The sequence below is a fragment of the Aeromonas sp. S18(2024) genome, from assembly GCF_041402525.1.
GTDB classification, from domain to species: Bacteria; Pseudomonadota; Gammaproteobacteria; order Enterobacterales; family Aeromonadaceae; genus Aeromonas; species Aeromonas enteropelogenes.
In genome coordinates, this window is sequence record NZ_JBGLQV010000001.1 from 488,202 (window position 1) to 512,610 (window position 24,409).

The following is a 24,409-nucleotide window of genomic DNA, read 5'->3' on the forward strand; positions in this document are numbered from 1 at the left end:
TATGCGATTGCTCGCCGAATACATTACCAAATAGGTATAGGCAATGATGATTTATCGGGAGTGGGTTTGCGCTAGATCAATCGTCGCGGGAGGCAATCGGTCGAAATGAGATCTCGGTTAAATTTTTGCTGGAAACTCCATGGCATGTCAGGCGTTTACCCGCTCTGGTGGTAAAGGCCCAAGGGCCGATCAGGGGCACTCGTTTTCTGAGTCACAAGGCTCCAATGTGTCTTTGACACTCATGCCTGGTTGGAGCGCCAATCTCCGCTCGTGGTTTATTTATTCATTTTTAGGTAGATGAGACCCGAGTTGGCCATGGTGGAGACGGGTTGAAACAGCACTATCTTCAAGCATTGGACGCCTGGAATCTGGCCAATCTGACGACAAATATGATCGCATGGCAATGAATAGTTCAGTCAGTAATGGCGCGCTAAATGTGTCATTTGAGACCCGCATGGTAGTTCAAGGTCCCTCATATGCACAACATAGTAAGTAACGGCCATTTTTTAGGGGTTTATGTCGAAAATAGTGAAAAGAAGCGTGATGGCGATTGCTTTATGATCGCTCACCAGATGAGCACCCTGTTAACACCCGTGTGCTTGATTCCATTCTTGCCGGAGGTGGTATGGCAGAGTTGCAAATTGAAAAATCCACGGTGATCGCTCGAGTCGAGGGCCCCGCGTTTGTCATCAGTGCAGATGGTTCTGTCACACCAGCCAAGGTCGGGATGGCCCTGGTTCCCGGTGATCGCCTGCAAACGGCGCAAGGGGCGCAGGTCGAGATGGCCGACCCCGAAGTGCCGGCAGAGCCTGAGGCACAGGCCAGTGCCGACGCCGCCGCAGTCAACGGCAACGAGCAGCCGCTGGATCCGGATCTCGCTTCGTTGCAAGAGGCCATTCGTCAGGGGATAGACCCGACGCAACAGTTTCAGGAGACGGCCGCGGGCAATGCCGCCGCAGGGGCTGGCAATGCCGGCGGGGTTGCCGGCTCCAGCCAGGGTGGTTTCGTCATCGTCGATCGCACCAATGATGCCACCCTGGCCGAGGCCGGATTCGATACGGATCATGGGGCCAGTATTGCGACCGATGAGCTGCTTTTTTCCGAGGCGCGCGATTTCTTCGCGGCCATCACCATCACAGAACCCCAGACCGACGACAACATCATCAACGGCGCCGAAGCGACCGGGGTCATTATCCGCGGTACGGTGGACGACGTAGAGGTCGGCCAGCCGGTGACCGTGACCCTGACTGATCAGGCGGGTAACTCGCTGACGGTGACCACGGTTGTACTGCCCGGGTTGGTCTGGGAGGCCAACTTTGGCGATCTGACCGGCAAGCTGGTGGATGGCCCGCTCACCATACAGGCGGACACCCAGGATGTATCGGGCAACCGTGCCAGCGATCTTGGCCAGACCCTGCTCGATACCATCACCACTATTACCCTGGATCTGGCGGACGAGAGTGACACGGGCGCCAGCCAGACCGACGATCTGACCCGCGACAATACGCCACTGTTGCAAGGCAAGGGAGAGCCCGGCGCTACCGTGACCCTCTCCCTTGGCGGCAATGTGCTCACCGTGCTGACGGTGGATGGGGCGGGCAACTGGCAGTACCAGATCCCCAATACCCTGGCCGATGGCGATCATGCCTTTGAAGTCAATGCGGTGGACATCGCCGGTAACCGGGCCAGCGATACCCTGACCGTGACCGTCGACACCCGGGCCGGTATCGATATCAACGATCTCGACACGGCTCTTATTCTGGGTCAGGGCGGTGTCACCCTGAGCGGGACGACCACGGAAGTGGAAGCCGGTCAAAGCGTCACCATCACCCTCATCGGCCAGAATGGGGAGAGGCTTTTGAGCGGCAGCGCCCTGGTGGGCAGTGATGGGCGCTGGCAACTCGCGGGTCTGGATCTCTCCGGCATTACCGGACCCTATGAGGTGCGCGCCGAGGTGACCGATCTGGCGGGCAACCGGGTGATAGATGGTGCTCCCCTTATCGGGCAGAGCGATACCCTGACTCTTTCCGAGGCGGATCTGGCGAAGGGACCCGTCAGCGCCACCGGCTCCCTGCATACCGGCGCCGGCCTGGATGGCAACCTGCAGGTCGGGTTTGCCGTCGATCAGAGCGCTCTTGAGGGACTGGGCCTCAGCAGCCATGGCTCACCCCTGAGCTATCAGACCAGCGGCCAGACCCTCACGGCCAGTGCCGCCGGGGGCACCGTCTTTACTCTGACGTTGGCCAATGACGGCAGCTATCGCATCGTCTGGAACCAGAGCCTGGATCACGGCCAGGACAACCTGAGCCTGCCTTTCAACCTCGAGTATCGCGACAGCGACGGGGATCTGGTTCGTGCCACCCTCGACGTCAATCTGGTGGACAGCACGCCCCCCGATTTTACCCTGCCATCCATCACCCTGACCGAGGATGCCTTTACCGACGCCGGGGCCGTGGTGGGGCAGAGCCACTTTGTGGTTGGTCACCAGGCCGATCCCCTGCTGGCGGACTCCGTCATCTTCGCCAATCAGGGCGATACCCTGACGCGCCTCAATGGCAGCGGCATGAGCAGCGACGGCCATGCACTCACCTTCGAATTTTCCGGGGATCGCCTGCTGACCGGCTACTACCTGGATGGCAATGGCAAGCGGATCGAGGTGCTCAAGGCCGAGCTCGGCGCCAGCCAGTCTGGCAGCGATGTCGATGGCACTGTGACCGTCTCCCTGACCGGCCCGCTGGATCATCAGGGGAGTGATGCGCTCTCATTGGGGCTCACCGTGTCGGCCAAAGAGATAGATGGGGACGAGACCCGCGCCGATCTGGTCGTGACCGTCAACGATGGTGTCGACCCGAGTCTTGGCATCGACAGTGGTGTGACGCTGCAAGAGGGGTCGGCAGGTCAGACTCTGGATGGTCAGCTGCCGGTCAATGTGGGCAGCGATCGCCTAGTGTCCCTCAACTTCGAGGCAAGCCAACCCGGGCTCGACGGCCTCACCAGCGGCGGCAAGCCGACCAGTTACCAGGTGAGCGGCAACGTTATTACCCTGCTGGATGCGGGGGGCAAGAGCATATTGACCGTTACCCTGGATCTCGATGGCAAGTACCATCTCACGCTCGATGGCGTGCTGGATCAGCCGGTGGGTACCAACAGCGTCAACCTGGGATTGCAGGTGCAGGGCAGCGACTTTGACGGGGACAAGAGCAACCTCGGCACCCTCAATATTCATATCACGGATGGCGTCTTGCCCCAGGTCGATCCGGTCACCCTGACCTTGACGGAAGACAGCGACTGGAGCGCGGCCCAGACTCTTTCGGGGGATCTCAATATCACTGCGGGCAGCGATCCGCTCAGCAGCATTACCTTCGATGCCAGCCAGCCCGGGCTGCATGGGTTGACCTCCGGCAAGCAGAGCGTCGCCGTTACGGTGGCAGACCACCTGATCGAAGGGCGCACGCCAGATGGCCAGCTGGTGTTCACACTCACCCTCGGCAACGACAGCAAATATAACTTCACCCTCCATCAGCCGCTCGATCAGGGCAGTGCAGACAGCCTGCTTAAAGCCGCGTTTACCCTGCTCGACAGCGACGGTGATACCGTCTCCTCCAGCTTGAGCGTCGCCATCGGTGACGGGGCCAATCCGGTCATCAGCGCCGTGACGGGCACCGAGATGACGGAGGCGAACCAGGGCGACGGCGCCGTGGTGAGCACCATGAGCTTTACCGTAAGCCATGGCTCGGATGCATTGGATCAAGGCAGTCTCAAATTCGATATCGCGGCCATACAAGGCAGCCTGGATGGCAAGTACAGCAGCCACGGCAGCCCGGTGACCTTCACCCTGGATGCCAACGGGGAGCTGGTGGGCACCAGTGCGGACGGCCGCGAGGTGCTGCGGGCCGAGCTCGATCTGGTGGAGAGCAATGGCAACTGGAGCGTCACCAGTAAAGTCACCCTGAGCGGCGAGCTGGATCATCAGGGGAGCGAGTCCCTTGACTTGCCACTGGCGGTGACGCTCGCGGATAAAGATGGCGACAGGGTCTCCACCCAGTTGCCACTGGTCATCAAGGATGGCGGCGCCCCCACCTTTGTCGCGGGTAGCGGCGTCAGCCTGGATGAGGGCAACCTCGATGGTCACAATCCTCTCACCGGCACGGGCCAGTTCCAGATCAGCGCCGGTTCGGATCGGGTGAGCGAGGTGTCGTTTGCCGCTCCTTCCGAACAACCGGTGCTGACCGCCCTGGGTCAGCCGGTGAAATACGAACTGGTGGATGGGGATCCTGCCATCCCGGGCAGTCAGATCCTTAAGGGTTATGTGGAGGTGGCTGGTCAGCGCATCGAGGTGTTGCAGGTGGAACTTGTCGGCAAGCTCGACAACGCCGCCAGCAACGGTTTCGACTACAAGGTGACCCTGTTCGAAGGGGTACATCAGAGCGCTGGCAACGCCACCGAGCTGCCATTCAAGGTCAATGTCATCGACAGCGACAAGGGATCTGGCAACAACGACAGCACCACGGGCACCCTCAATGTCAGCATTACGGAGGGGAACAATCCGACCCTGAATCTCACCGGCGTAACCCTGAGTGAGGGGTGCTTTGACGGTGCCGCCAGCAACCAGACCGGTGACGATCAACATGCCAGCGGTACCCTGACCATCAAGGCGGATTCCGATCCCGTGACGGATGTGCGCCTGACTCTCTCCGGCCTGGTGGTGGATGCGAGCGGCAAGGCCATGACTCACAACGGGGAGACCCTCACCTGGCAGGAAGTGCCGGGCAGCAACGGCCACGCCTTCCAGGCGATTACATCAGACGGCACCCTGGTGCTGAGCGTGACCCTGCCGAGCGTGCCGGGGCGCATCGAAGCCCATACCGAGGCTACCCTGGCTTATCAGGTGACGGTCCATACCAACCTGGATCACAAGGCGAGCGACACTCTCAATCTGACTCTGCCGGTACAGGTCACCGACAGCGATGGCAGCGTGATCACAGGTAGCACCACGGCGGAGATCACCGATGCCGCCGATCCCGTCATTAGCGCCATCGAGGGGGTGACCGTCAAGGAGTCGGATCTCAACGGGGGGAGTGGGCAGCATGGGGGCACCAGCCCGTCAGGCACGGGAGAGGTTGCCATCGGCCAGGTGACGATCGCCGCCGGGAGTGACAGGGTTGCCTCCCTGCAACTGGATGTGGCCCGCTTCAACGCCCTCAATACCCTCACGTCGGGGGGCAAGGCGGTCACCCTGGGCGCAGACAGCCAGCCGGGTGTCTACCTTGGCAAGGACAGCGCAGGTAAGTTCATCTTCAAGCTGACCCTGGATGTGTCCGGCCGCTACACCTTCGAGCTCACCGGCAATCTGGATCACAGTGTCCAGGGCAAGGATCTGCTGGATATCCAGCTGCCATTGCAGGCGCGGGACAGTGACGGGGACCTCAGTGCCGAAGTGATTGGCCATGTGAGCGTGCAGGACGATGTGCCCGTGGCCGTGGATGCGAGCAAGACCCTGAATGAAGGGGCAAAAGTGACCGGCGATCTTCTGGCCCCCGCCAGTGAGGGGGCGGACGATGCGGTGGTGAGATCGGTGACCATCAATGGCACCGAACACCCCATCGCCGCCAGCGGTAACACCACCATTGCGGTTACCGACAGTACGGGGCAAATCATCGGTACCCTGGTGATCAAGGCTGAGGGTAACTACAGCTTCACTGCGAAATCCGGCATCGATCACAGCAACAGTACCCTGGTGCAGCAGATAGCGTTCCATCTGGTGGATGGGGATGGGGACACCGATGATGGGGTATTGACCCTGACCATCAAGGACGAGGCAGGCAAGCTCACCGTGAGCGCGGTCACCGGCCAGGAGGATGCTGGGGCAACCGATCCGGGCCAGGGGATCTCCATCAACATGGCGCTCGATATCGGCGATTTTGATAGGGGCGAACATGTGGAGCAGTTGCTTATCCAGGCGCCTGCCAATGCCCAGGGCACTTTCTATTTCAACGGCGTCGCACTGACCACTATCACCCAGGGTGGCAAGACTTGGTATCAGGTGCCGCCCGCGGCCATGGTGGCGGTGGCCAACACTGATGACAAGTTCCAGCTCACCGGTGTCACCTTCGTGCCAAACCACAACTACTCGAGCTACAACAACGGAGGCAGTCCGTTGAGTTTCCCGGTCAAGTTGCAGGTAGGTGTCACTGAGGGGAGCAAGCCTTCGGTGCTAAACGGCAATCTGGACATCACGGTACAGGGCATTGCCGACAAGCCGGTATGGGATGGCAGTAGCGACAAGCACTACAGCATCAATGAGGATGGCAGTGGCGTTGCCCTCAACGTGCATGCCAACCTCACCGACATCGATGGCTCCGAGACCCTGAGCTACCAGATCGAGTGGGCCTCCGGCCAGGGGGCTCTGACCTTGAACGGTAAGGTGCTCACTCCGGGGGCGAACGGCCTCTATACGGTGGCCGGTGGCGACATCAACAAGGTGACCGTAGTGCCCGGTAAGGACTACAGCGGTGACATCAAGCTGGTGGTGACCCCGGTGAGCACGGAGAAGACCCCGGTGGTGACCGGCAAGGAGACGGCCCTCGGCGATCCGCTGGAGGTGGTGATCAACGTCAATCCGCTCGCCGATGACGCCAAGCTGACCGTGCGCGAGATCCAGGGCAAGGAAGACACCCAGCTCAACCTTGGTAGCAAGATAGTGCTCGGCCATCTGGGGGACACAACCGATGGCTCCGAGCAGCTGTTTGTGCGTATCAGCGGCCTGCCCGCCAGTGCCACCCTGCTGCTGGGCGGGGTAGTGGTGACCCTGGATGCGAATGGTTACTACGAGGTGCCCTACGATCGCATCAATGACCTCAAGCTGTTGCCGCCAAAAAACAGCAACGTCGATTTTGATCTGACCATCAAGGGGGTGGTGAAGGACACCGCCACCCTGACCGATGCCAACGGCCAGACCCATACCGTGGTGAACGAGAAGGAGACCGGTAGCCAGAGCCTGCACGTGGATCTGGTCGGGGTCGTGGATAAACCGCATTTTGATCTCAATACCACGGACTGGACCCAGGAGGGCGACGGCTACACCATCACCATCAAGGAAGATGGCCGGGCGCCGCTCGACTTCCGGCTGGAGTCAGGGGAGAAGGTCGACACGCCGCTGGACACCTCGGAGACCCTCAACCTGGTGCTGGAAGGCTTGCCGGCCGGGGCCAAGGTGTTTGACGGCAGCGGCAAGGAGCTGACCCTGACCTTTGCCGGGCTCGATGGCCAGGGCAATCCCCTCTATCAGGTGAATGTGTCATCCCTTGGCAATCTGCAGATCCAGCCGCCTCCCAACAGCACCGCCGATATACACCTTATCGGTCATGTGGTAGTGACCGAGAATGACGGGGATCACAAGCGCTTCGATGTGCCGCTCACCATCAAGGTGGAGCCCGAGATCGATGCCGGCGACTATGCCAAGACCAGCCATGGTCTGGAAGATGAGTTTGTGGTGCTGAACTGGCATCCGGACCTGAGCGACAGCGCCGAGCATGTCACTCACCTCAGCCTTTCCGGCATCGAACCCGGTTATGAAATCTGGATCCGGGTCGGGGGAGTGGATACCCAGTTAACCGTGAACGGTGGCGCCGTGGACTTGAGCGACGCCGACCTGCAGAACCTGCTCAATGGCGGCCAGCTGTTGGTCAAAGCCCCCGAAGACAGCGACAGGGACACCCGCATCCAGAGCCATGTCACCATCACCCAGCATGATGTGGACTCCAGTGCCACGGCCCAGAAGGTGATCGATGGCACCCTGCACGTGGATATTCGGGCTGTGGTGGAGCCCGATGGCCAGCTGGTACAAACCGGCCAGCTGGATAGCCAGGACGGGCATGATATTCCGCTCAAGGACGTGTTCACCTTCGAGGATCTCGATCCCAGCAGCAGTGAGGTCATCGACTATCTGGTCATCAGCGACTTGCCGCCGGGCTTTGTGGTGGTGGGGGGCATCAGCGATGGCAAGGGCAACTGGACAGTGCCGAACAGCGCTCTTGGCAGCTATGCGCTGCACGCGCCGGACGGTTTTACCGGTACCGTCACCTTCAAGGTCAGCGCCAGGGTGATAGATCTTGGCGACAACGGCGAGGGGGATATCAGTGTGCCTGTGTACCGGGAGATCAACACCAGCGCCGAGTTCCATGTCGCGAGCAACGGCAGTCAGGTGGCCGCGACTATCGATTTTGACAACACCAAACCCATCACGGGTGTCGAAGACCACAGCGTCGATTTTGGCGCCCAGCTGAGGCAACTGGCGACCCTGGGCAACACGGACAACGGCGATGACGAGCTCAGCATCGTCATCACCGGCTTGCCAGCCGGCGTCAATGTGCAGGGGCTCACCTTTGACTTTGTCAACGGCGAGTATCTGATCAAATTACCTAATGGCCTGAGCGATCTTGACAGCCTGACCCTGACCCTGCCAGAGGACTACGCCGGTGATGGCCTGCATTTCAATGTGCGGTTGGTCAACACGGATACGGTGAGTGGCGACACCAAGGTGGTGGAGAAGGACGTGTCGCTCTCCATCACCCCCGAGGTGGACGTCAACGGTGGTCGTGATGGCATGCCGAGCCTGCAGCTGGATGTGAAGGATGTGAACGGCGACGGCCAGCCAGACAATCTGGAAGACACCGAGATCCACCTCGATCTTTCGGTGAAACTCGCCGATATCAGCCCTTCGGTGACCGATGGCGGTCTCGAGACGGTGGAGCGGGTGACCGTGACCGTCGATGCCGGGTACGGCCACTTCCTCGATGGCAACGGCAACCCGGTCCAGTCGCTGGTGGTGGATGCCAACGGCCTCAAGGATCTGGTGTTCGTGCCCAGGGAGCACTTCAGCGGCCAGGTGCCGCTGGACGTGACGGTGGATATTCTCGACACTGCCACCACGGGCACGGATCGCGGCAGCTGGAGTGGCCAGGTGAACTTCGAGGTCAAGCCGGTCAATGATCCGGCGGCGCTCACCGTGCACGACGTGACAGGTGATGAGGATGGCAGCGTCAGCCTCGCAGGTTTCGATGCCGCCCTGGTGGACAACGACGGCTCCGAGCAGATAGTGGCGCTGCAGATAAAAGGGGTGCCCGATGGCTTCACCCTGTCCGCCCCGGCGGTGAACAATGGTGGCGGGGTGTGGCAGGTGCCTGTCGGCACCGACTTCTCCACCCTGACCCTGATCCCGCCGGCGGATTTCAGCGGCAGCGTGGATCTCACCCTGAGCGCCTTTACCCTGGACAAGGGGCTCACTCTGCCCCTTGAAACCAGCGGCAGCTTCACCGTCACCGTCAACCCGGTGGGGGATCCCATCGTTGCCGATATTCAGGATAAGGCGAGCGGCACGGAAGGGGATGTGATCACCCTGAACCTGGGGCTGGAGACCCGGGATAGCCAGGCTACCGGTGGCAGTGCCGGCAATGTGCACGAAAACGGGCCGGAGCAGGTACGCGTGACCATCGAAGGGGTCCCCGACGGAGCAGAGGTGCGTCTGCCAAACGGGGTTGCCGGCACTGTGGTGGATCTCGGGGGCGGCGTCTGGCAGATCACCACGGATGGCGGCAAGCTTGATGCGGTGGAGCTGGTGACCAACGACATCAATGGCGCTGTGGATCTCAAGGTGATGGCCCAGAGTCTGGACAACGGCGCCCTCGGCCCCGAGGTGGGCGGCAACATCCATCTGGATATCAGTCCGGTCAACGATGCGCCGGTCAATGTGCTGCCGACGGATCCCCAGGTAGCGCAGGAGGATACCCCCTTTGTCATCCGGGGACTGCAGGTGAAGGATGTGGATGCGGGCAACAGCCCCATCGAGGTGCGCCTCTCGGTCGAACACGGCACCCTTAACCTGCCGGCAGGCAGCGGCGTGACCGTGGTCGGCAATGGCACCGGCTCCCTGGTACTGACCGGCACCCTGACCGATCTTAACGCCCTGCTCAGCGGTGGCGTCACCTATAAGGGGGCGCAGGACTTCAATGGCCAGGACGCTCTGACCATGGTCACCGATGATCTTGGCAACACCGGCAGTGGCGGGCCCCTGAGCGATACCGATGTCTTGCCCATTGAAGTGCAGGCGGTCAACGATGCCCCGGTCAACCAGGTGCCGACCAGCTTGTCGGTCAAAGAGGATGGCGCTCTCTCCCTCTCCGGCATCAGCGTGAAGGATGTGGATGCGGGCAGCGCTCCCATCTCCATGGCGCTGCGGGTCGAACATGGCATCCTGACCCTGCTGGGTAGCGCCGGCGCCGTCTCGGTGCAGGGGGCGGGGAGCAACGAGATCCTCCTGGTGGGGTCCTTGAGCGACATCAACCAGCTACTCGACAGCCAGCTGCACTATGAGCCGGCGGCGGATTTCTGGGGCCAGGACAACCTCACCATCACCACCTCGGATCAGGGCAACACCGGGCTTGGCGGTGCCATGAGCGACACGGATCAGGTCCCCATCACGGTGACGGCCGAGCCGGATATGCCGACCCTGACCGTGGGAGCCCACGAGATCATCGCCCTGCAGGGGGCTGTGATCCCCCTTGGCCTCAACGCCAGCGTGGTAAACCCGGTCGACGGCGAGCTCGCCATTCGCATCAGCGGCCTGGGCAGCGCCCAGGTACAGGATGAACAGGGCCAGACGGTCGGTCAGGCCGACGGTCAGGGGGATTGGCTGATCCCCGGGGATCACTCGGTGCCGCTCTATCTGAGCGGCCTGACGGCGGGGGATCAGGTGCTGGGAGTCAGCGCCGAGTCCAGTGCGGGTGGCACCACCATTGGTACTCAGCTCGACACTATCACCATCCATACCCAGAGTGGCCATGAGCTGCTGGGCTCGGCTCAGGGGGACTGGTTGTTCGGTGCCTCCGGCGATGATCGCCTGCTGGGTGGACAGGGCAATGACATCCTCACCGGGGGGGCTGGCAGTGATCTCTTCGTCTGGCAGAAGGGGGATGAGGGGAGCGCCAGCCTGCCCGCCATCGACACCATCACCGACTTCCATCCGGAGAAGGGGGACAGGATCGATCTGGCGGACATGCTGAGCGGAGTCAGCAGCAACAGCGTCGATGGCCTGCTTGGTCACCTCTCGGCCTCGGTGACGGCCGGCAGCAATGGCCTCAGCGATGTGAATCTCTCGGTCTCGCCGGCCGGGGATGGCCAGGTAACCCAGCAGATCACCTTGAAGGATGTGGATCTCGGTAACTGGGGCCTGACGGGGACAACGTCCCACGACATCCTGCAGAACATGCTGGATAACCATAGCCTGATCACCCAGCACCCCTGAGCGGGGGAGCTGTCATAAAAAGAGCCGGCAATTGCCGGCTCTTTTTTATCTGGTTCTACCAATCGAACTTTTTAATTAATGCCGGCATCAGGGCCGGCCCCCGGAAGAGAGTTAAGCCAGCGCCTGAGCCAGCAGATGGATGGGATGCTCGCAGCGAAACGCCGTGCTCATCTCGATCTGCCACTTGCAGGTTTCGCAATCGGTGATGACCAGATCCGGTCTCAGGCGGTTTATCTGATCAAACAGCCCCTCGCCGATGGTCTGGCTGGTTTCGTAGTTCTCCGACTTGAAGCCGTAGGTGCCGGCGATGCCGCAGCACTGGGACTCCAGCACGGTCACCTTGACCCCCGGGATGGCGCGCAGCAATTCGAGTGTGTAGATGACGCCCCCCATTTTCTCCATGTGGCAGGGGGTGTGGTAGGCGATGTGCAGCCCGAGCGGCTTCATGGCCGGCTTGTTGCCCTTGTAGAACTCGTTCCACAGGAAGCGGGTCACCAGAGAGATGCGATCGCGTACCTTGTGGTTGTCCTGCTCCAGCAGGTGGGGGTATTCATCCCGCAGGGTGAAGCCGCAGGTGGAGGAGGTGGTGAGCAGCGGCATCTCGTTGCCAAGCAGGCTGTTTTCCAGCTGCTTGATGTTGAAGGCCGCCTGCTGTTTGGCCTTGTCCATGAAGCCGTTGGCAATCAGCGGTACGCCGCAGCACTTCTCTCGCTCGAGCAGTTGCACGCCGATATTCATGGCGTTGAGCACCTGCACCAGCTCCTTGCCAAGCTGAGGGTGGTTGTAGTTCACGTAGCAGCCGTGGAAGTAGGCGACCTGGCGCGCAAAGCTGGCCTGGGTCTCCTTCTGCTTCTTGTACCAGCCGCGGAAGGTGCCCTGGGAGTACTTGGGCAGATCGCGGTGGGAGGAGACCCCGAGCGCCTTGTCCAGCACCAGCTTCATCGGCTTGAGGCCGGTAGTGAAGTTGACCACTGGAGCCATCAGGGTGGACATGCTGCCCATCAGATCGGTGTGGGAGAGCACGAACTCGCGGATCCCGGGTTTGAAGCCGCTGTATTGATGCTTGGCCTTGGCGATGATGTCGCCGATGCGCACGCCGCTCGGGCAGGCCACCTCGCAGCGTTTGCAGTTGGTGCAGTACTTGAGGGCGCTGTCAAAGAGCTCGGGGCTCTTGATCCGCAGCCGCTCCCCGTCCGGCCCCGCCTGCTTGGGGCCCGGGTAGGCGGGATTGGCCTTGGCCACCGGACAGTAAGCGGTGCAGACGGTGCATTTGATGCACTGATCGAAAGTTTGGTTGGCGTGATCCAGTAGCATGTCAGTTCTCCTCCCGTCGAGATTGAAGGCACGGGATATGGGGCGAAATCATCATTGGGCTGAACTCAAAATGTGGCCGGCGGCCTGCCAGCCGGTGGCAACCGCGACACCTGAACCTGACCCCTCTTTTATGGGGTCATAGTGGGCCAGTACGCTGCCCGCCCCATAGAGGTTGGCGAGCGGCTTGCCGCCGCGCAGTACCCGCAACATTTCGTCGGTCTTGACCCCGAAGCCCATGAAGGGATGGTGGTCGAACAGCCGGCGACCGGCCCAGGTGTCGCGTTCTTCGAGGCTCAATACGTCGGCATCAAAGATGGGCTCGCGAATGCCGCGCAGGCGCGACTCCAGCCCGCGGCTGAAGAAGCTGCCGGAGGCGAGCACGAAGTTGTCCGCCTCGAACAGCTGATCATCGCCGTTCTGGGTGTGCACGCCGACGACACGGTTGCCCTCGTAGCGGGCGCCCAGCACCCGCTCACTGGTGAGAAAGGTGCCACCAAGGGCGATGAAACGGCGTTTGAGGGCCTCCTGCATCCGCATGCCGATAAGCGATGGCGGCATGGTGGCAACCTCCCGGATGGTGCAGCCGGTGCGCTTTTCCAGATCGCTCAGGCGCGGGCCGACCAGCCCCAGCGACAGACAGGCGGGCAGTACGATATGGCGGCAGCCGGGTTCGCCGCACTCCATCACCATGCGGCTGATCTCGCGGGCCAGATCCGCCAGCAGATGGTGCTTGTCGCACAGGCGGGCGATGTCGGCGGAGCGAAACTCGTGGGGATTGCGGCTGAACTCGGCCAGCTGGGGAATGCGAATTTCACCGGTCAGGATGCGGCAGTGGGCAAAGCGGGGGTGGGTGGCTAGATTTGCCGCCGCCAGCGCCGGGTGAAAGTCGCGAAAACCCTCCAGGGTGGCCAGCAGCAGGGTATCCGGCACGGGGGCATCGGTGACGCAGGCGCAGGTCTCGGGGGAGAGCCAGGTGGATTTCAGGGTGCCGATGGGGGTCAGGCGCTGGTGGTTGTGCTCCTGGCGAAACAGCGACAACCCCTCTTCTGCGCAGTGGCGCTGCAGATCGGCGAGGCTCGCTTCGATATGGGTCATCCCTACCTTGCCGTAGGGGTGATGAGGGTTGGCAGCCATGAAGGCGGGTAGGGCGGCGCGGGGATCCCCCTCGCTCTCCAGCAGATCGACCGAGCCGGAGGAAAAATGCAGGGCACTCTGGCCGGAAGCCATCAGCAGCGCCTTCTGGCCAGCCTCGGCCAGACGCAGGGCCGCCGAGAGGCCCGCCATGCCGCCGCCAATCACTATGGTGTCAAATTTCATGGGGCGTCTCCTCGTTTGTCTCTGTGGCATGGCTCTGGGGGGCGGCGTCGCTCACCAGACGGGGCGTCGTCCATTCACTCAGGCCAAACAAGCCTTCATAGATCCAGTAGGTAAATTCCGCCTCGCGCAGGGCATCTCCCCACAGCACGGGACGGGTACCCTTGTAACGCTCCTCCAGGAACTGGCGCAGCATGACGCAGGCCTGGCGGCCATCGGCCTTGCCGTACTCCTGCATCAGGCCGGCGGCGCGATAGGCGCACAGCTCACCCTGACAGGGGCCCATGCCCAGACGGGTGCGACGGCGCAGATCCACCAGGTTGTCCACGTCGAGCTCGCGCAGGGCGTACTCGATTTCGCCGGCGGTCACCATCTCGCATTCGCAGATGAGGGCGTTGGCCTTGGGATTGTCACGGAAGAAGGCGATGACCCGCTCGCCATGGCGATACTGGGCAGATCCTTCGGCCGGTGCCGAGAGGCCGGGGGCGGAGACCTTCTCCGGATCCCGCGAGCCGGGCAAGTTGAGCTCGGCGGTGCGGCACGGTTTGCTGTTGCCCAGTTTTTTCGCCAGCAGATCGGTGGCCCATTCGGCCATCAGACGATAGGTCATCAGCTTGCCGCCGGTGATGGTGTTGAAGCCCTGCAGACCATCGCGCTCGGCGTGATCCAGTAGCACTATACCGCGGCTGATGTTGCGGCCCGACTCGTCACCATCCACTGCCACCAGGGGGCGCACCCCGGCGTAGGCACGCAGCAAGCGGGTGCGCGCCATGATGGGGGCGAGCTTGATCCCCTCGCGCAGCAGCACTTCCACCTCTTCGGGCTCCACGGTGAGCTGATCAATCTTGTTGTAATCGATGCGGCTTGAGGTGGTGCCGATGAGAGAAATGGTATCGCCCGGCACCAGGATGTCGGCGTCCGCCGGCTTGCGGCAGCGGTTGAGCACCAGCTGGTTGATGCGGTAATCCATGATGAGCAGGGAGCCCTTGGCCGGGAACATGCGGATGCCGAGATCGGCGTATTCGCAGATCTGCTGGCCCCAGATGCCGGCGGCGTTGATCACTTCCTGACACTCCACCTCGAATGCCTCGCCAGTGCGGGTGTTGATGGCCTTGACCCCGTGCACTCTGTCTTGGGTACGCAGCAGCCCCAGCACCTTGCTGTGGGTGAAGATGCGGGCGCCGTGCTCCTTGGCGTCGAGCACGTTGGCAGCGGCGAGGCGGAAGGGGTCGACCGTGCCGTCCGGCACCTGAACCGCCCCTATCATGGCCGGGTTGGCATTGGGTTCGAGCTGCAGTGCCTCGCGGGGATCGAGCTGACGGGTCTCGATGCCGGCCAGGGCGCAGGCGTCCATGAAGGTCTTTTGAAAGCCGATGTCATCTTCCGGCAGGGTCAGGAACAGGCCACCGGTGTCTTCCACGCAGTGGCTGGCGATCCGCTTGAGGATGCGGTTCTCCTGAATGCACTCGCGGGCGGACTCCTGATCGGTCACCGCGTAGCGGGCGCCGGAGTGGAGCAGACCGTGATTGCGACCGGTGGTGCCGGCGGCGATATCATCCCGTTCAAGCAGGATGCAGTCGATGCCGCGCAGCGCACAATCGCGCATGATGCCGGCGCCGGTGGCGCCGCCGCCTATGATGACGACTTGTGTGGTTATTCTTTTCATTGTGCCCGTCTCATCTCTTCCAGATGAGGCCAGTGTGGCGCACTTTTGAGTGAAAATGTTTGATGTTGGCCAAGTTAATGTTCGCAAACGCTCATGGTGATGGCCGTTTATGAGCATTATGTGACAATGGTCACGCTGCAAATGTATCCCGTGTGGTGATCCCATCCGGCCAGCCAGATATGAAAAAGGGGCCTTGTTGCCCCTTGTTCTGCTTGCTCATGCTGTTTGCGTTGTCAGCCGCAGCACTTCTTGAATTTCTTGCCGCTGCCACAGGGGCAAGGATCGTTGCGCCCGACCCTTGGCTGCGCCGGATCCTGCTCGCCATCGGTATAGACCCAGCGCCCCTGGTAGCGCACGAAGCGGGATCGCTCGTGCAGGCAGTGGCGCTCATCTCCTTCCAGGAACCAGGCCTTGAACTCCACCATCCCGGTTTCATCATCCGGACCTCCTTGGCTGGCGAGGATCTCGAGGCCATCCCAGCGGGTGCCGGTTTGGGAGAGCTCGGTCGCGGTCAGCCCGTTCAGATAATCAGGGTGCCAGCTCTGGACCAGATATTCCCCCAGACCCAGCACGAAGGCACTGTAGCGCGAGCGCATCAGCTGCTCCGGGGTGTCGGCGGGGGCGCCATGGTGGAGCACACCGCAGCAGGCATCGAGAGAGAGGGTTGAACCGCAAGGACAATTGTTCATGAAAAAGGGGCTCCGGGGCCGGTAACACATCAATGGGGGCATTTTGCCAAAACCGGCGCCCGCCAACCACTTCCAATGGGGCCTGTCTACACTCTCAAGGTGGGAACACATCACTACAACAATATGTCGCAAGGATGATAAAGATGACGCTGAAACAGAAAATACTGCTGTTAGGGGCCGTGCCCGTTCTGTTGATGGCCCTGGTGGTCAACCTGAGCAATTACCTGCTGTCAAAAAGCGATCTGGAGAGCAGCCTGGTGGTTGCCAGAGAACGGGCGATGAATGAGCGCAAGGCCCTGCTCGACAGCTACATCATGCTGGCAAAAACCGCCATCGCCGATGTCTATGCCCAGCCCGATACCCCGGAGAATCGCGAGAAGGTAAAGTCCATACTGCGCCCGCTGCGCTATAACAGCGACGGCTACTTCTTCGTCTACGACTTTCAGGGCACGGCGCTACTCTTGCCCCCCCGTCCCGAGATGGAGGGCAAGAACCGCTGGCAGGACAAGGATGCCAAGGGCAAGCTGCTGATCCAGGAGATCGTCAAGGCGGCCCGTGAGGGAGATGGCTTCTCCGAATACTGGACCGCCAAGCCCTCCATCGGACGGGATGCGCCCAAGCTCTCCTACAATGTGGTGCTCGACAAATACCAGTGGATCATCGGCACCGGTTTTTATATCGACGACATCGACACCGAACTGGCGGCGCTGCGCACCCAGCGCGAAGAGAGCATGCACGAGTCGGTGCGAAACAGCGTCTTGCTGATCCTGTTGGTGCTGGGGGTGACCCTGGCGGTAACCGTGGTGATCGGCAACCGGGTCTCCCGGCCGCTGGTGGATGCGGTCTCGGCCCTTAACGACATCGCCGACGGGGAGGGGGATCTGACCCAGCGCCTCAAGGTGCAGAGTCAGGATGAAATCGGCCAGCTGGCCACCGCCTTCAACCGCTTCGTGACCAGGATCCAGTCGGTGGTGAGCCAGGTCGGGGAGACCAGCAACCATCTCTTCGTGGCCGTCGACAAGCTGCACCATCTGAGCGAGCAGGTGGATCACCAGATGCAGGGCCACAGCCGGGAGACGGATCAGGTGGTTACCGCCGTGACCGAGATGAGCTCGACCGCCCAAGAGGTGGCGTCCAGTGCCTCCAATGCCGCCAATGCCACCAGCGATGCGGCGCGTGAATCCGATGCTGCCCGTGGTGTGGTGGGGGGGGCCATCAACAGCATCAACCGGTTGGTCGACGAGGTGCACACCGCCTCTGATGTCATCGAACAGCTGGCTCAGGAGACCGCCAAGATTGGCACAGTGGTGGAAGTGATCCGCGGCATTGCCGAGCAGACCAACCTGCTGGCCCTCAACGCGGCCATCGAGGCGGCCCGGGCGGGAGAGCAGGGGCGCGGCTTTGCGGTGGTGGCGGACGAGGTGCGATCGCTTGCCGGCCGCACCCAGCAGAGCACCAAGGAGATCAACGAGATGCTGCAGCGGCTGCAAAGTGGCGTCAAACAGGCAGTGGAGGTGATGCAGGCGAGCGAGGACCGCAGCCAGGAGACGGTGCAGGAGGCGAGCCATATCGCGAGTTCTCTGGACAGCATGGTGTCGGCGGTCAGCACCATCAACGACATGAATATCCAGATCGCCGCGGCGGCCGAGGAGCAGCATGCGGTCTCCGAGGAGATCAACAAGAACCTGGTGGCCATCCAGCACATCGTCGGTGAGCTGGCCAACGGGGCGGAGGAGTCGAACAACACGACTCGCGAGCTGGCCGATACCGGGGACAAATTGCGCAAACTGGTCTCCCAGTTCCGTTACTGACTCTCTCTGGCCCCAAACCGGCGCCAGTTCAGGGCGGCCTGCTCCCGTGCAGGCCGCAGTTTATTTGGGAATTGGCCAATAATGTGTGAAAATCAGGGCCTTTGATTCCGTGCTTGACCCATATCCTATGAATGAGATCGTGAAAGGCAGTATCGACTTGATCCGGCAGCTCAACTACGGCCTGGTGTATGCCAGTCTGGAAGAGCACAAGGAGCTGTCGCGCACCGATCTCTCCCGCCTGACCGGCCTCTCTCCTGCCAGCATCACCAAGATCACCCGCGAGCTGCTTGACGGCGGCCTGGTGGTGCCTTGCGGCGAGAGCTCGGTGGGGCGGGGTCGACGCCAGACCCTGCTGCGCATCAACGAGCGTCGCTTCCAGTTTCTCTCCATGCGTCTTGGGCGTGGCTACGTGGACATGGCGCTGTTCGACTTCACCGGTCGCTCCCTGGCCCGCCAGCGCCACCTCTTCAGCGAGGATGAGCGCAGCGATCTGCTGGGTAGCCTGGTGCATGCCATCAAGACGTTTCTGCCCAAAAAGGCCCTGAGCCTGGCCTGCATTGCCCTTTGTCTGCCGGGGCAGGTGGAACGCCACTCCGGCATGGTCAAGCACTTCCCTTACTACGATCTGCACCACTGGCCGCTGGGGCCCACCCTGCAGGCGGCGTTCGGGGTGACCGTGCTGGTCAGCGGCGACGTGCGCACCTGGATCCAGGCCGAGCGGGAGTGGGGGGCGGCCAAGAACTGCTCCGATGCGGTGCTGGTGTTCGTCCACAACGACATCGGTGTCGGCATGGTGGTCAACGGCCAGCTTATCGAGAGCGAGAATGCGCTGCTCGGGGATCTCAGCCATCTTCAGCTCGAACCCTATGGCCAGCGCTGCTACTGCGGCGGCTTTGGCTGTGCCTGCACCCTGGTGACCAACCAGGCGCTGGAGGCGCAATACCGGGACCTGCGCGAGCGGATGCAGGAGTACGATCTGCCCGAGAGTGTCAACATTCGCGAGCTATGCGAGCTGGCGCTGGCGGGTAACAGCCTCTGCCAGGACATACTGCACAAGGCGGCGGGCCGCCTCTCCCGGGTGCTCTCCAACCTCATCTGCCTGCTCAATCCGGGCAAGCTGCTGCTGGGCGGGGAGATCACCCGCGCCGATCGGCTGCTGTTCCCCATGCTGCACCAGTCGCTGGCCAGCCAGCTCCCCACCGACTATCTGGTGCGCCTGCAGATAGAATCCACCCACTTCTATGAAGATCCCACCAAGCCCACCTCGGTCCAGGTGCACAAGGCGCTGCGCGACGGCAGCCTCTTGCTGGAGCTGTTGCGCGGCTGAAAAGCAGACAGAACGGCAGGGAGTGCTGTTCTGAGACCGCACAACTGGGTACAATCCTGCGCTTTGCGGGGGGCCTGCGCGGCCCTCTGTATGTGACTCCATTCAGTGAAGCAAGATGACCTCTGTTCCCGATCATGCCGTCAATCGCCTGCGGGCCTGGCGCAAGAGTATCTCTACCCGACCGTTTCTCGCCCGTGGCGGCACCTTGCCCCGCTGTCCTGCCTGCCAGCTGCGCCATGACTGGTGTGCCTGCGCCTGGCGCCCCGAGCTCAAAGCCGAGGCCGGCTTCTGTCTACTGATGTACGACAGCGAGCCGATGAAGCCCTCCAACACGGGGCGTTTGATTGCCGATGTGCTGCCGGATTCCACCTGGGCCTTTCTTTGGTCCCGCACCCAGCCTCATCCCGAGCTGCTGGCCCTGCTGGCGGATCCTGCCTGGCAGCCCTATGTGGTGTTCCCCGATTGCGAGAAAGATCCGGCGCGGGTGACCGGAGAGGTGGTTTTGGCACCGGGCAAAAAGCCGCTCTTCATCCTGCTCGACGGCACCTGGCCCGAGGCGCGCAAGATGTTCAACAAGAGCCCCTATCTGGACGGCTTCCCCGTGCTTGCCATCAGGCCGGATGCGCTCTCCACCTATGGCATGCGGGTGGCCAATTGCGACGAGCACCTCTGCACCGCCGAGGTGGCGGCCTGCGTGCTGGAGGTGGCGGGCCAGCCCGCGGTGGGTCAGGCGCTGCAGCTCTGGTTCAACCTGTTCAGCAGTCGTTACATGGCGGGGCGGGTGAGTCGCGCTCCCGGCGAGGATGAAGCCTCCCTACTGCAGGCCCTGTCGGCCATAAGGGAGAGGATGCAGGAGCCATAAGGCCACCGCAGCCAGCCATGGGGCGGGGAATATATTGATGAAAATCAGGAATGGGTTGTCTGACACTGTTTCGTTAGATTCATGGACTCACCCTCGCTAGGATAGCGTCCTGTACCCAGTCTCTGGTTGGTCGCCACGCCAAACGCCCCTGGTCCGGCGCCGTGGCGCTCGCTCATCATCTCACGAGGTCTAAGGATGGAATTGGAACTGTTAACCCTGGTCGCCCTGTTTGGCGTGGCCCTTGTCGCCGGCTTTATCGATGCCATTGCCGGAGGCGGCGGTCTGCTGACGGTGCCCGCTCTGCTGGCCACCGGCATGCCGCCGGCCCTGGTGCTTGGCACCAACAAGCTGCAGAGCAGTTTCGGTTCCTTTTCCGCCACCTGGTTTTACGCCCGTCGGGGGTTGCTGGAGTGGTCCATGATCTGGCCTGCGGTGATCTGCACCTTCATCGGGGCGGCAGTGGGCACATTGGCGGTGCAGACCATAGATGCCGCTGTGTTGGAGCGGCTGCTGCCTTTCCTGCTGATGGCGTTTGCCTGCTACTTCCTCTTCTCTCCCAGAGTGAGCGATGCGGAGAGCACCCGCAGGCTCACTCCCATGGTGTTTGCCCTGCTGGTGGGGGGCGGGGTCGGTTTCTATGACGGCTTCTTCGGGCCCGGCACCGGGTCATTCTTTGCCATCGGCTTCGTGGCGCTGGCCGGTTTTGGCATGGCGCGGGCCACGGCCCACACCAAGCTGCTCAACTTCACCTCCAACATCGCCTCTCTGCTGTTCTTTGCCCTGGGGGGCAAGGTGGTGTGGAGCGTCGGCTTTGCCATGGCCCTTGGTCAGTTCATCGGCGCCCGTTTCGGCTCCAAGATGGTGCTGCAAAAAGGGGTGAAGCTGATCAAGCCCCTGCTGGTCACCGTCTCCCTGCTGATGTCCGCCAAACTGGTCTGGAGCCAGTATCCCGAGCTGTTCGCCTGGGTCTATTGAATCACCCCTGACATGGGTTGAAAGTGGGCGCGCAGCGCGCTCACCAGCTGGGCGATCCGTGCCCGCTTCAGGCTGTTTGGTCGGTAGATGAGGTGCAGGGGGCGTCCCAGCCCCGGCAGGGGACGTGCCTTGTGACCCTGTTCGCCTACCAGGGTCAGCAGGCCCGCCGGCAGCAGCACCGGCCCTATGCCCGCCTTGGCCAGTTCGATCAGCGCCAGATAGGAGTCGAGCTCCATGACAGGTGCCAGCCCGAGTTCAGCCAGCGGTTCGCGCAGATAGCTGTTGGAGGGATTCTCCAGATCCATGGTCAGGATCTTGCGCATGGATCCCGCTTCCCCTTTCCCCTGATCCGGCGTTGATGCCGCTTGCTGATCGTCACCCACCAGATAGAAGGGCTCCTCCAGCAGCAGCTCGGCCCCCAGCCCGTGGCCGGGAGGCAGCCGGCCGGCGCAGATGCCGAGCAGGGCGTCGCCGCTGCGCACCCGCGCCAGGATCACCGGGGTGTGGTGGGTGGAGAGGGCGAGATGGGGATCGCGGCGCAGGTAGTCGTGCATGAAGCGGGTCAGGTAGCCCGCCAGCAGAGTCTCGGAGCAGGCGATGGGCAGCGGGGTTTGATCCGTCAGGGGCTGGTTGTCCGCCAGCACCCCCTTGATCTCCGCCAGACTCGACGCCACCCGGGCGAGCAGCTCCAGCGCCTGCGGGGTGAGGCGAGTCTGGCGCCCGTCCGGCTCGATGAGCTTCTTGCCAAGGCGTTGCTCGAGCTGGGCGATCCGCTTGCTCACCGCCGACTGGCTGATATAGAGCCGGCTGGCCGCCTTGGCCATGGTGCCCTCGCTTGCCAGCAGACAGAGCGTCTCCAGCCCTTCCAGTAACATATCGCCTCCCGTCATCTCCGTTGGAAGGCGTTACCTTAGGGGCTGGCGGGGTCGGGATCAAGCATCCTTCACCGCTCTGGCCGGGCACAGGCGCCACTCCCGCAGGGGCGGGGCGAAGATCACCAGGTTGCCTAGCAGGCTGATCACTACGCCCACCACAGAGATCGTCTGCCAGACGAAGCCCTCGTAGAAGGTTGAGAGGGTGAGGGCCACCAGAGGAAACAGCACGGTGGCGTAGGCCGCCTTGCTGGCGCCAATTCTGCCCACCAGGGTGAGATAAGCTGTGAAGGCGATGACTGAGCCAAACAGGGCGAGATAGACCATGGCGGCCAGATAGTGGCCATCGGTCGGGATCACCAGCGACTGGCCGAGCAGGGTGACCCAGCCCAGCAGCAGTACCACCCCGTACACCATGCCCCAGGGCACCAGCTGCAGCACGTGATAGCCCTGGCGCTGGCCCCGGGCCGACACCAGGTTGCCCAGCGAGAAGCAGAGGGTACCGCCAGAGGCCAGCAGGAACCCCTTCCAACCGTTTGCACCCAGTTGCGCATCCGCCAGCACGGGCCAGAACAGCAATAAGGTGCCAAGCAGACCCAGCAGCGACCCCTGCAGCCAGCGCAGGCCCGGCCGCTTGCCCTCGAACAACCAGAGATTGATCCCGTTGAAGATGCTGGCGCTGGCGAAGATCACCGCCGACAGGCCGCTCGGGATGTAGAGAGTAGCGTGGTAGAAGCAGAGAAAGTTGGTGGAGAACAGCAGAGCGCCGAGCAGGGCGGCGTACCGCTGGCCGTGCCAGGGCAGGCGCGGAAAGCGGCCGCTGGCGGTGAGCAGGGCAAACAGGGCCAGCGCCGCCAGCATGAAGCGATAGAGCACCGACACCTCAATGGGGATGGGGCCGAGCTGCCAGGCGATGGCGATCCAGGTGCTGCCCCAGATAAGGACGGTGGCAAGGTAGAGCATCAGATTCATGGGGGATCCCGCTGTCAGAAGAAGTGAATATCAGCATGACGGCCGCTCAAGGGGGCTGGCTTGCATCATCTTGCGGTTTTTCATCGCCCCTGGCTGTCATCCCGGGGCGCTGTCAGTAAGATGGATGGCATGCGCACCGGCGCTGTGGGCTAACGAGGGTAACGGGAAGAGATGAAGAGGGCTGGGGTATTCGATGCATTGGTGAGCACTGGCGCCCGGCTGGAGGATGCCTGCTGGCTGGAGCCCGGCCTTGGCGTCGCCAGCTGGCGCAACTGCTACGATCAGACCCGCTACCACAAACCGGGGCACCACACGGTGAGTGTCTATCTGCAGGGGGGCGAGCAGACCGAGCGGCTCGACGGGCCGGGCGGCCACGGTGGCACCGGCAAGGTGTGCATCATGCCGGATCACCACAGATCCGAGTGGCTGGTGCGCGAGGAGTTTCGTTTCTTCCACCTCTACTTCACCCCGGCCCACCTCACCCGCATTGCCGAAGAGGTGTGTGACAAGGAGGGCCGCCATCTGCAGCTGGTGGACAAGACCTTCATCGACGATCCCCTGGCGGCTGCCCTGGTCCAGACCCAGCTGATGAAGCTGGAGTGGCAGCATGGCATCGACAAGATGGCCCTTTCCCACGGCGCCTGGATGCTGATGCTGCACGCCTACCGTCACCATACCCTGGAGGCGCCGGGCCTGCCGCCCCTGCGTGGCGGTCTGGCGCCGGCGGTGATCCGGCGGGTGCAGGAGTATCTGCTGGCCCATCTGGCCGAGCCGGTGACCCTGGCTGAGCTGGCGCAAGAGGCGGGGCTCAGCGAATACCATTTTGCCCGCATGTTTGCCCAGAGCCTGGGTTGTCCTCCCCATCGCTATCTGCTGGAGCTTAGGCTCAAGCGGGCCAAGCAGCTGCTGGCAGGGAACGAGCCCCTGGCCAGCATCGCCATCCAGTGCGGTTTCTCCTCCCAGGGCCACTTTGGCAACCGCTTTCGGGAGGCCTTTGGCCTCTCCCCCGGCCAGTGGCGGGCCCAGTTGTCATCTCCCTGTCACAGACATGCATGAGACTCAGGGTCAGGAGAGGGGCGTTCCCTCTTCATGTTGACAGGAGTCGCCATGAATCATCGCAAACGCCAGATCCGTACCCGTCATCTGTGGTTCAATCACTGGAATGCCCCCGAGGGGCGTATTGCCGCACCCACCCCGCCCGAACCTGCAGTGCCTCACAGTTCCCGTTGAAAATCCCGACTCGCCGATAGGTTTTTTGCGGCAACTTTGCCACTATTGCCCCATCAGGATGAAGTGGACATGGCT

At 62.3% G+C, this 24,409-nt stretch carries 13 protein-coding genes; 7 read left to right on the forward strand and 6 right to left on the reverse strand.

Going from position 1 to position 24,409, the window contains the following annotated elements:
• The first annotated feature begins 625 nt into the window (after positions 1-625).
• Positions 626-11,302, forward strand: coding sequence for a retention module-containing protein (locus tag ACB034_RS02125; protein ID WP_371171961.1), 10,677 nt, complete (start codon positions 626-628; stop codon positions 11,300-11,302).
• Between the two features lie 111 nt (positions 11,303-11,413).
• On the opposite strand, the gene glpC is transcribed toward ACB034_RS02125, so the two are convergent.
• The 4 genes from glpC to ACB034_RS02145 form a co-directional block, all read right to left on the reverse strand.
• On the reverse strand, positions 11,414-12,616 hold the full coding sequence (gene glpC, locus ACB034_RS02130; protein ID WP_042028859.1) for an anaerobic glycerol-3-phosphate dehydrogenase subunit GlpC: 1,203 nt from the start codon (positions 12,614-12,616) through the stop codon (positions 11,414-11,416).
• Positions 12,617-12,667: 51 nt separating this feature from the next.
• Complete coding sequence (gene glpB, locus ACB034_RS02135) at positions 12,668-13,933, reverse strand: glycerol-3-phosphate dehydrogenase subunit GlpB (RefSeq protein WP_371171962.1); 1,266 nt, start codon at positions 13,931-13,933, stop codon at positions 12,668-12,670.
• Positions 13,923-15,596, reverse strand: a complete 1,674-nt coding sequence (gene glpA, locus ACB034_RS02140; protein WP_201939828.1) for an anaerobic glycerol-3-phosphate dehydrogenase subunit A — start codon at positions 15,594-15,596, stop codon at positions 13,923-13,925. The genes glpB and glpA overlap by 11 nt, the downstream gene beginning before the upstream one ends.
• A 233-nt stretch (positions 15,597-15,829) precedes the next feature.
• The gene (locus tag ACB034_RS02145; protein WP_371171963.1) at positions 15,830-16,285 is read right to left on the reverse strand and encodes a YchJ family protein; all 456 of its coding nucleotides are present in this window, start codon (positions 16,283-16,285) and stop codon (positions 15,830-15,832) included.
• A 143-nt stretch (positions 16,286-16,428) separates the two neighbouring features.
• Here ACB034_RS02145 and ACB034_RS02150 point away from each other — a divergent pair, with 143 nt between their 5' ends.
• The 4 genes from ACB034_RS02150 (at position 16,429) to ACB034_RS02165 (ending at position 21,260) form a co-directional block, all read left to right on the forward strand.
• Positions 16,429-18,096 carry a methyl-accepting chemotaxis protein gene (locus ACB034_RS02150; RefSeq protein ID WP_061477470.1) on the forward strand — a complete coding sequence of 556 codons (1,668 nt, stop codon included), beginning with the start codon at positions 16,429-16,431 and terminating at the stop codon, positions 18,094-18,096.
• A gap of 127 nt (positions 18,097-18,223) precedes the next feature.
• Positions 18,224-19,423, forward strand: coding sequence for an ROK family protein (locus ACB034_RS02155; protein WP_371171964.1), 1,200 nt, complete (start codon positions 18,224-18,226; stop codon positions 19,421-19,423).
• 115 nt (positions 19,424-19,538) lie between these two features.
• Complete coding sequence (locus ACB034_RS02160) at positions 19,539-20,285, forward strand: tRNA-uridine aminocarboxypropyltransferase (RefSeq protein ID WP_371171965.1); 747 nt, start codon at positions 19,539-19,541, stop codon at positions 20,283-20,285.
• 195 nt (positions 20,286-20,480) lie between these two features.
• A complete protein-coding gene (locus tag ACB034_RS02165; protein WP_124239088.1) occupies positions 20,481-21,260 on the forward strand; it encodes a TSUP family transporter in 780 nt (259 codons plus the stop codon).
• On the opposite strand, the gene ACB034_RS02170 is transcribed toward ACB034_RS02165, so the two are convergent.
• Complete coding sequence (locus ACB034_RS02170) at positions 21,254-22,135, reverse strand: LysR family transcriptional regulator (RefSeq protein ID WP_371171966.1); 882 nt, start codon at positions 22,133-22,135, stop codon at positions 21,254-21,256. The genes ACB034_RS02165 and ACB034_RS02170 overlap by 7 nt on opposite strands.
• A 57-nt stretch (positions 22,136-22,192) precedes the next feature.
• Positions 22,193-23,104: a DMT family transporter gene (locus tag ACB034_RS02175; RefSeq protein ID WP_371171967.1), complete on the reverse strand. Its 912-nt coding sequence runs from the start codon at positions 23,102-23,104 to the stop codon at positions 22,193-22,195.
• A gap of 171 nt (positions 23,105-23,275) precedes the next feature.
• On the opposite strand from ACB034_RS02175, the gene ACB034_RS02180 reads away from it, so the two are divergent.
• Positions 23,276-24,160, forward strand: a complete 885-nt coding sequence (locus ACB034_RS02180; protein ID WP_026457359.1) for a helix-turn-helix domain-containing protein — start codon at positions 23,276-23,278, stop codon at positions 24,158-24,160.
• 51 nt (positions 24,161-24,211) lie between these two features.
• A complete protein-coding gene (locus tag ACB034_RS02185) occupies positions 24,212-24,334 on the forward strand; it encodes a hypothetical protein (protein ID WP_268746130.1) in 123 nt (40 codons plus the stop codon).
• Positions 24,335-24,409 lie beyond the last annotated feature (75 nt).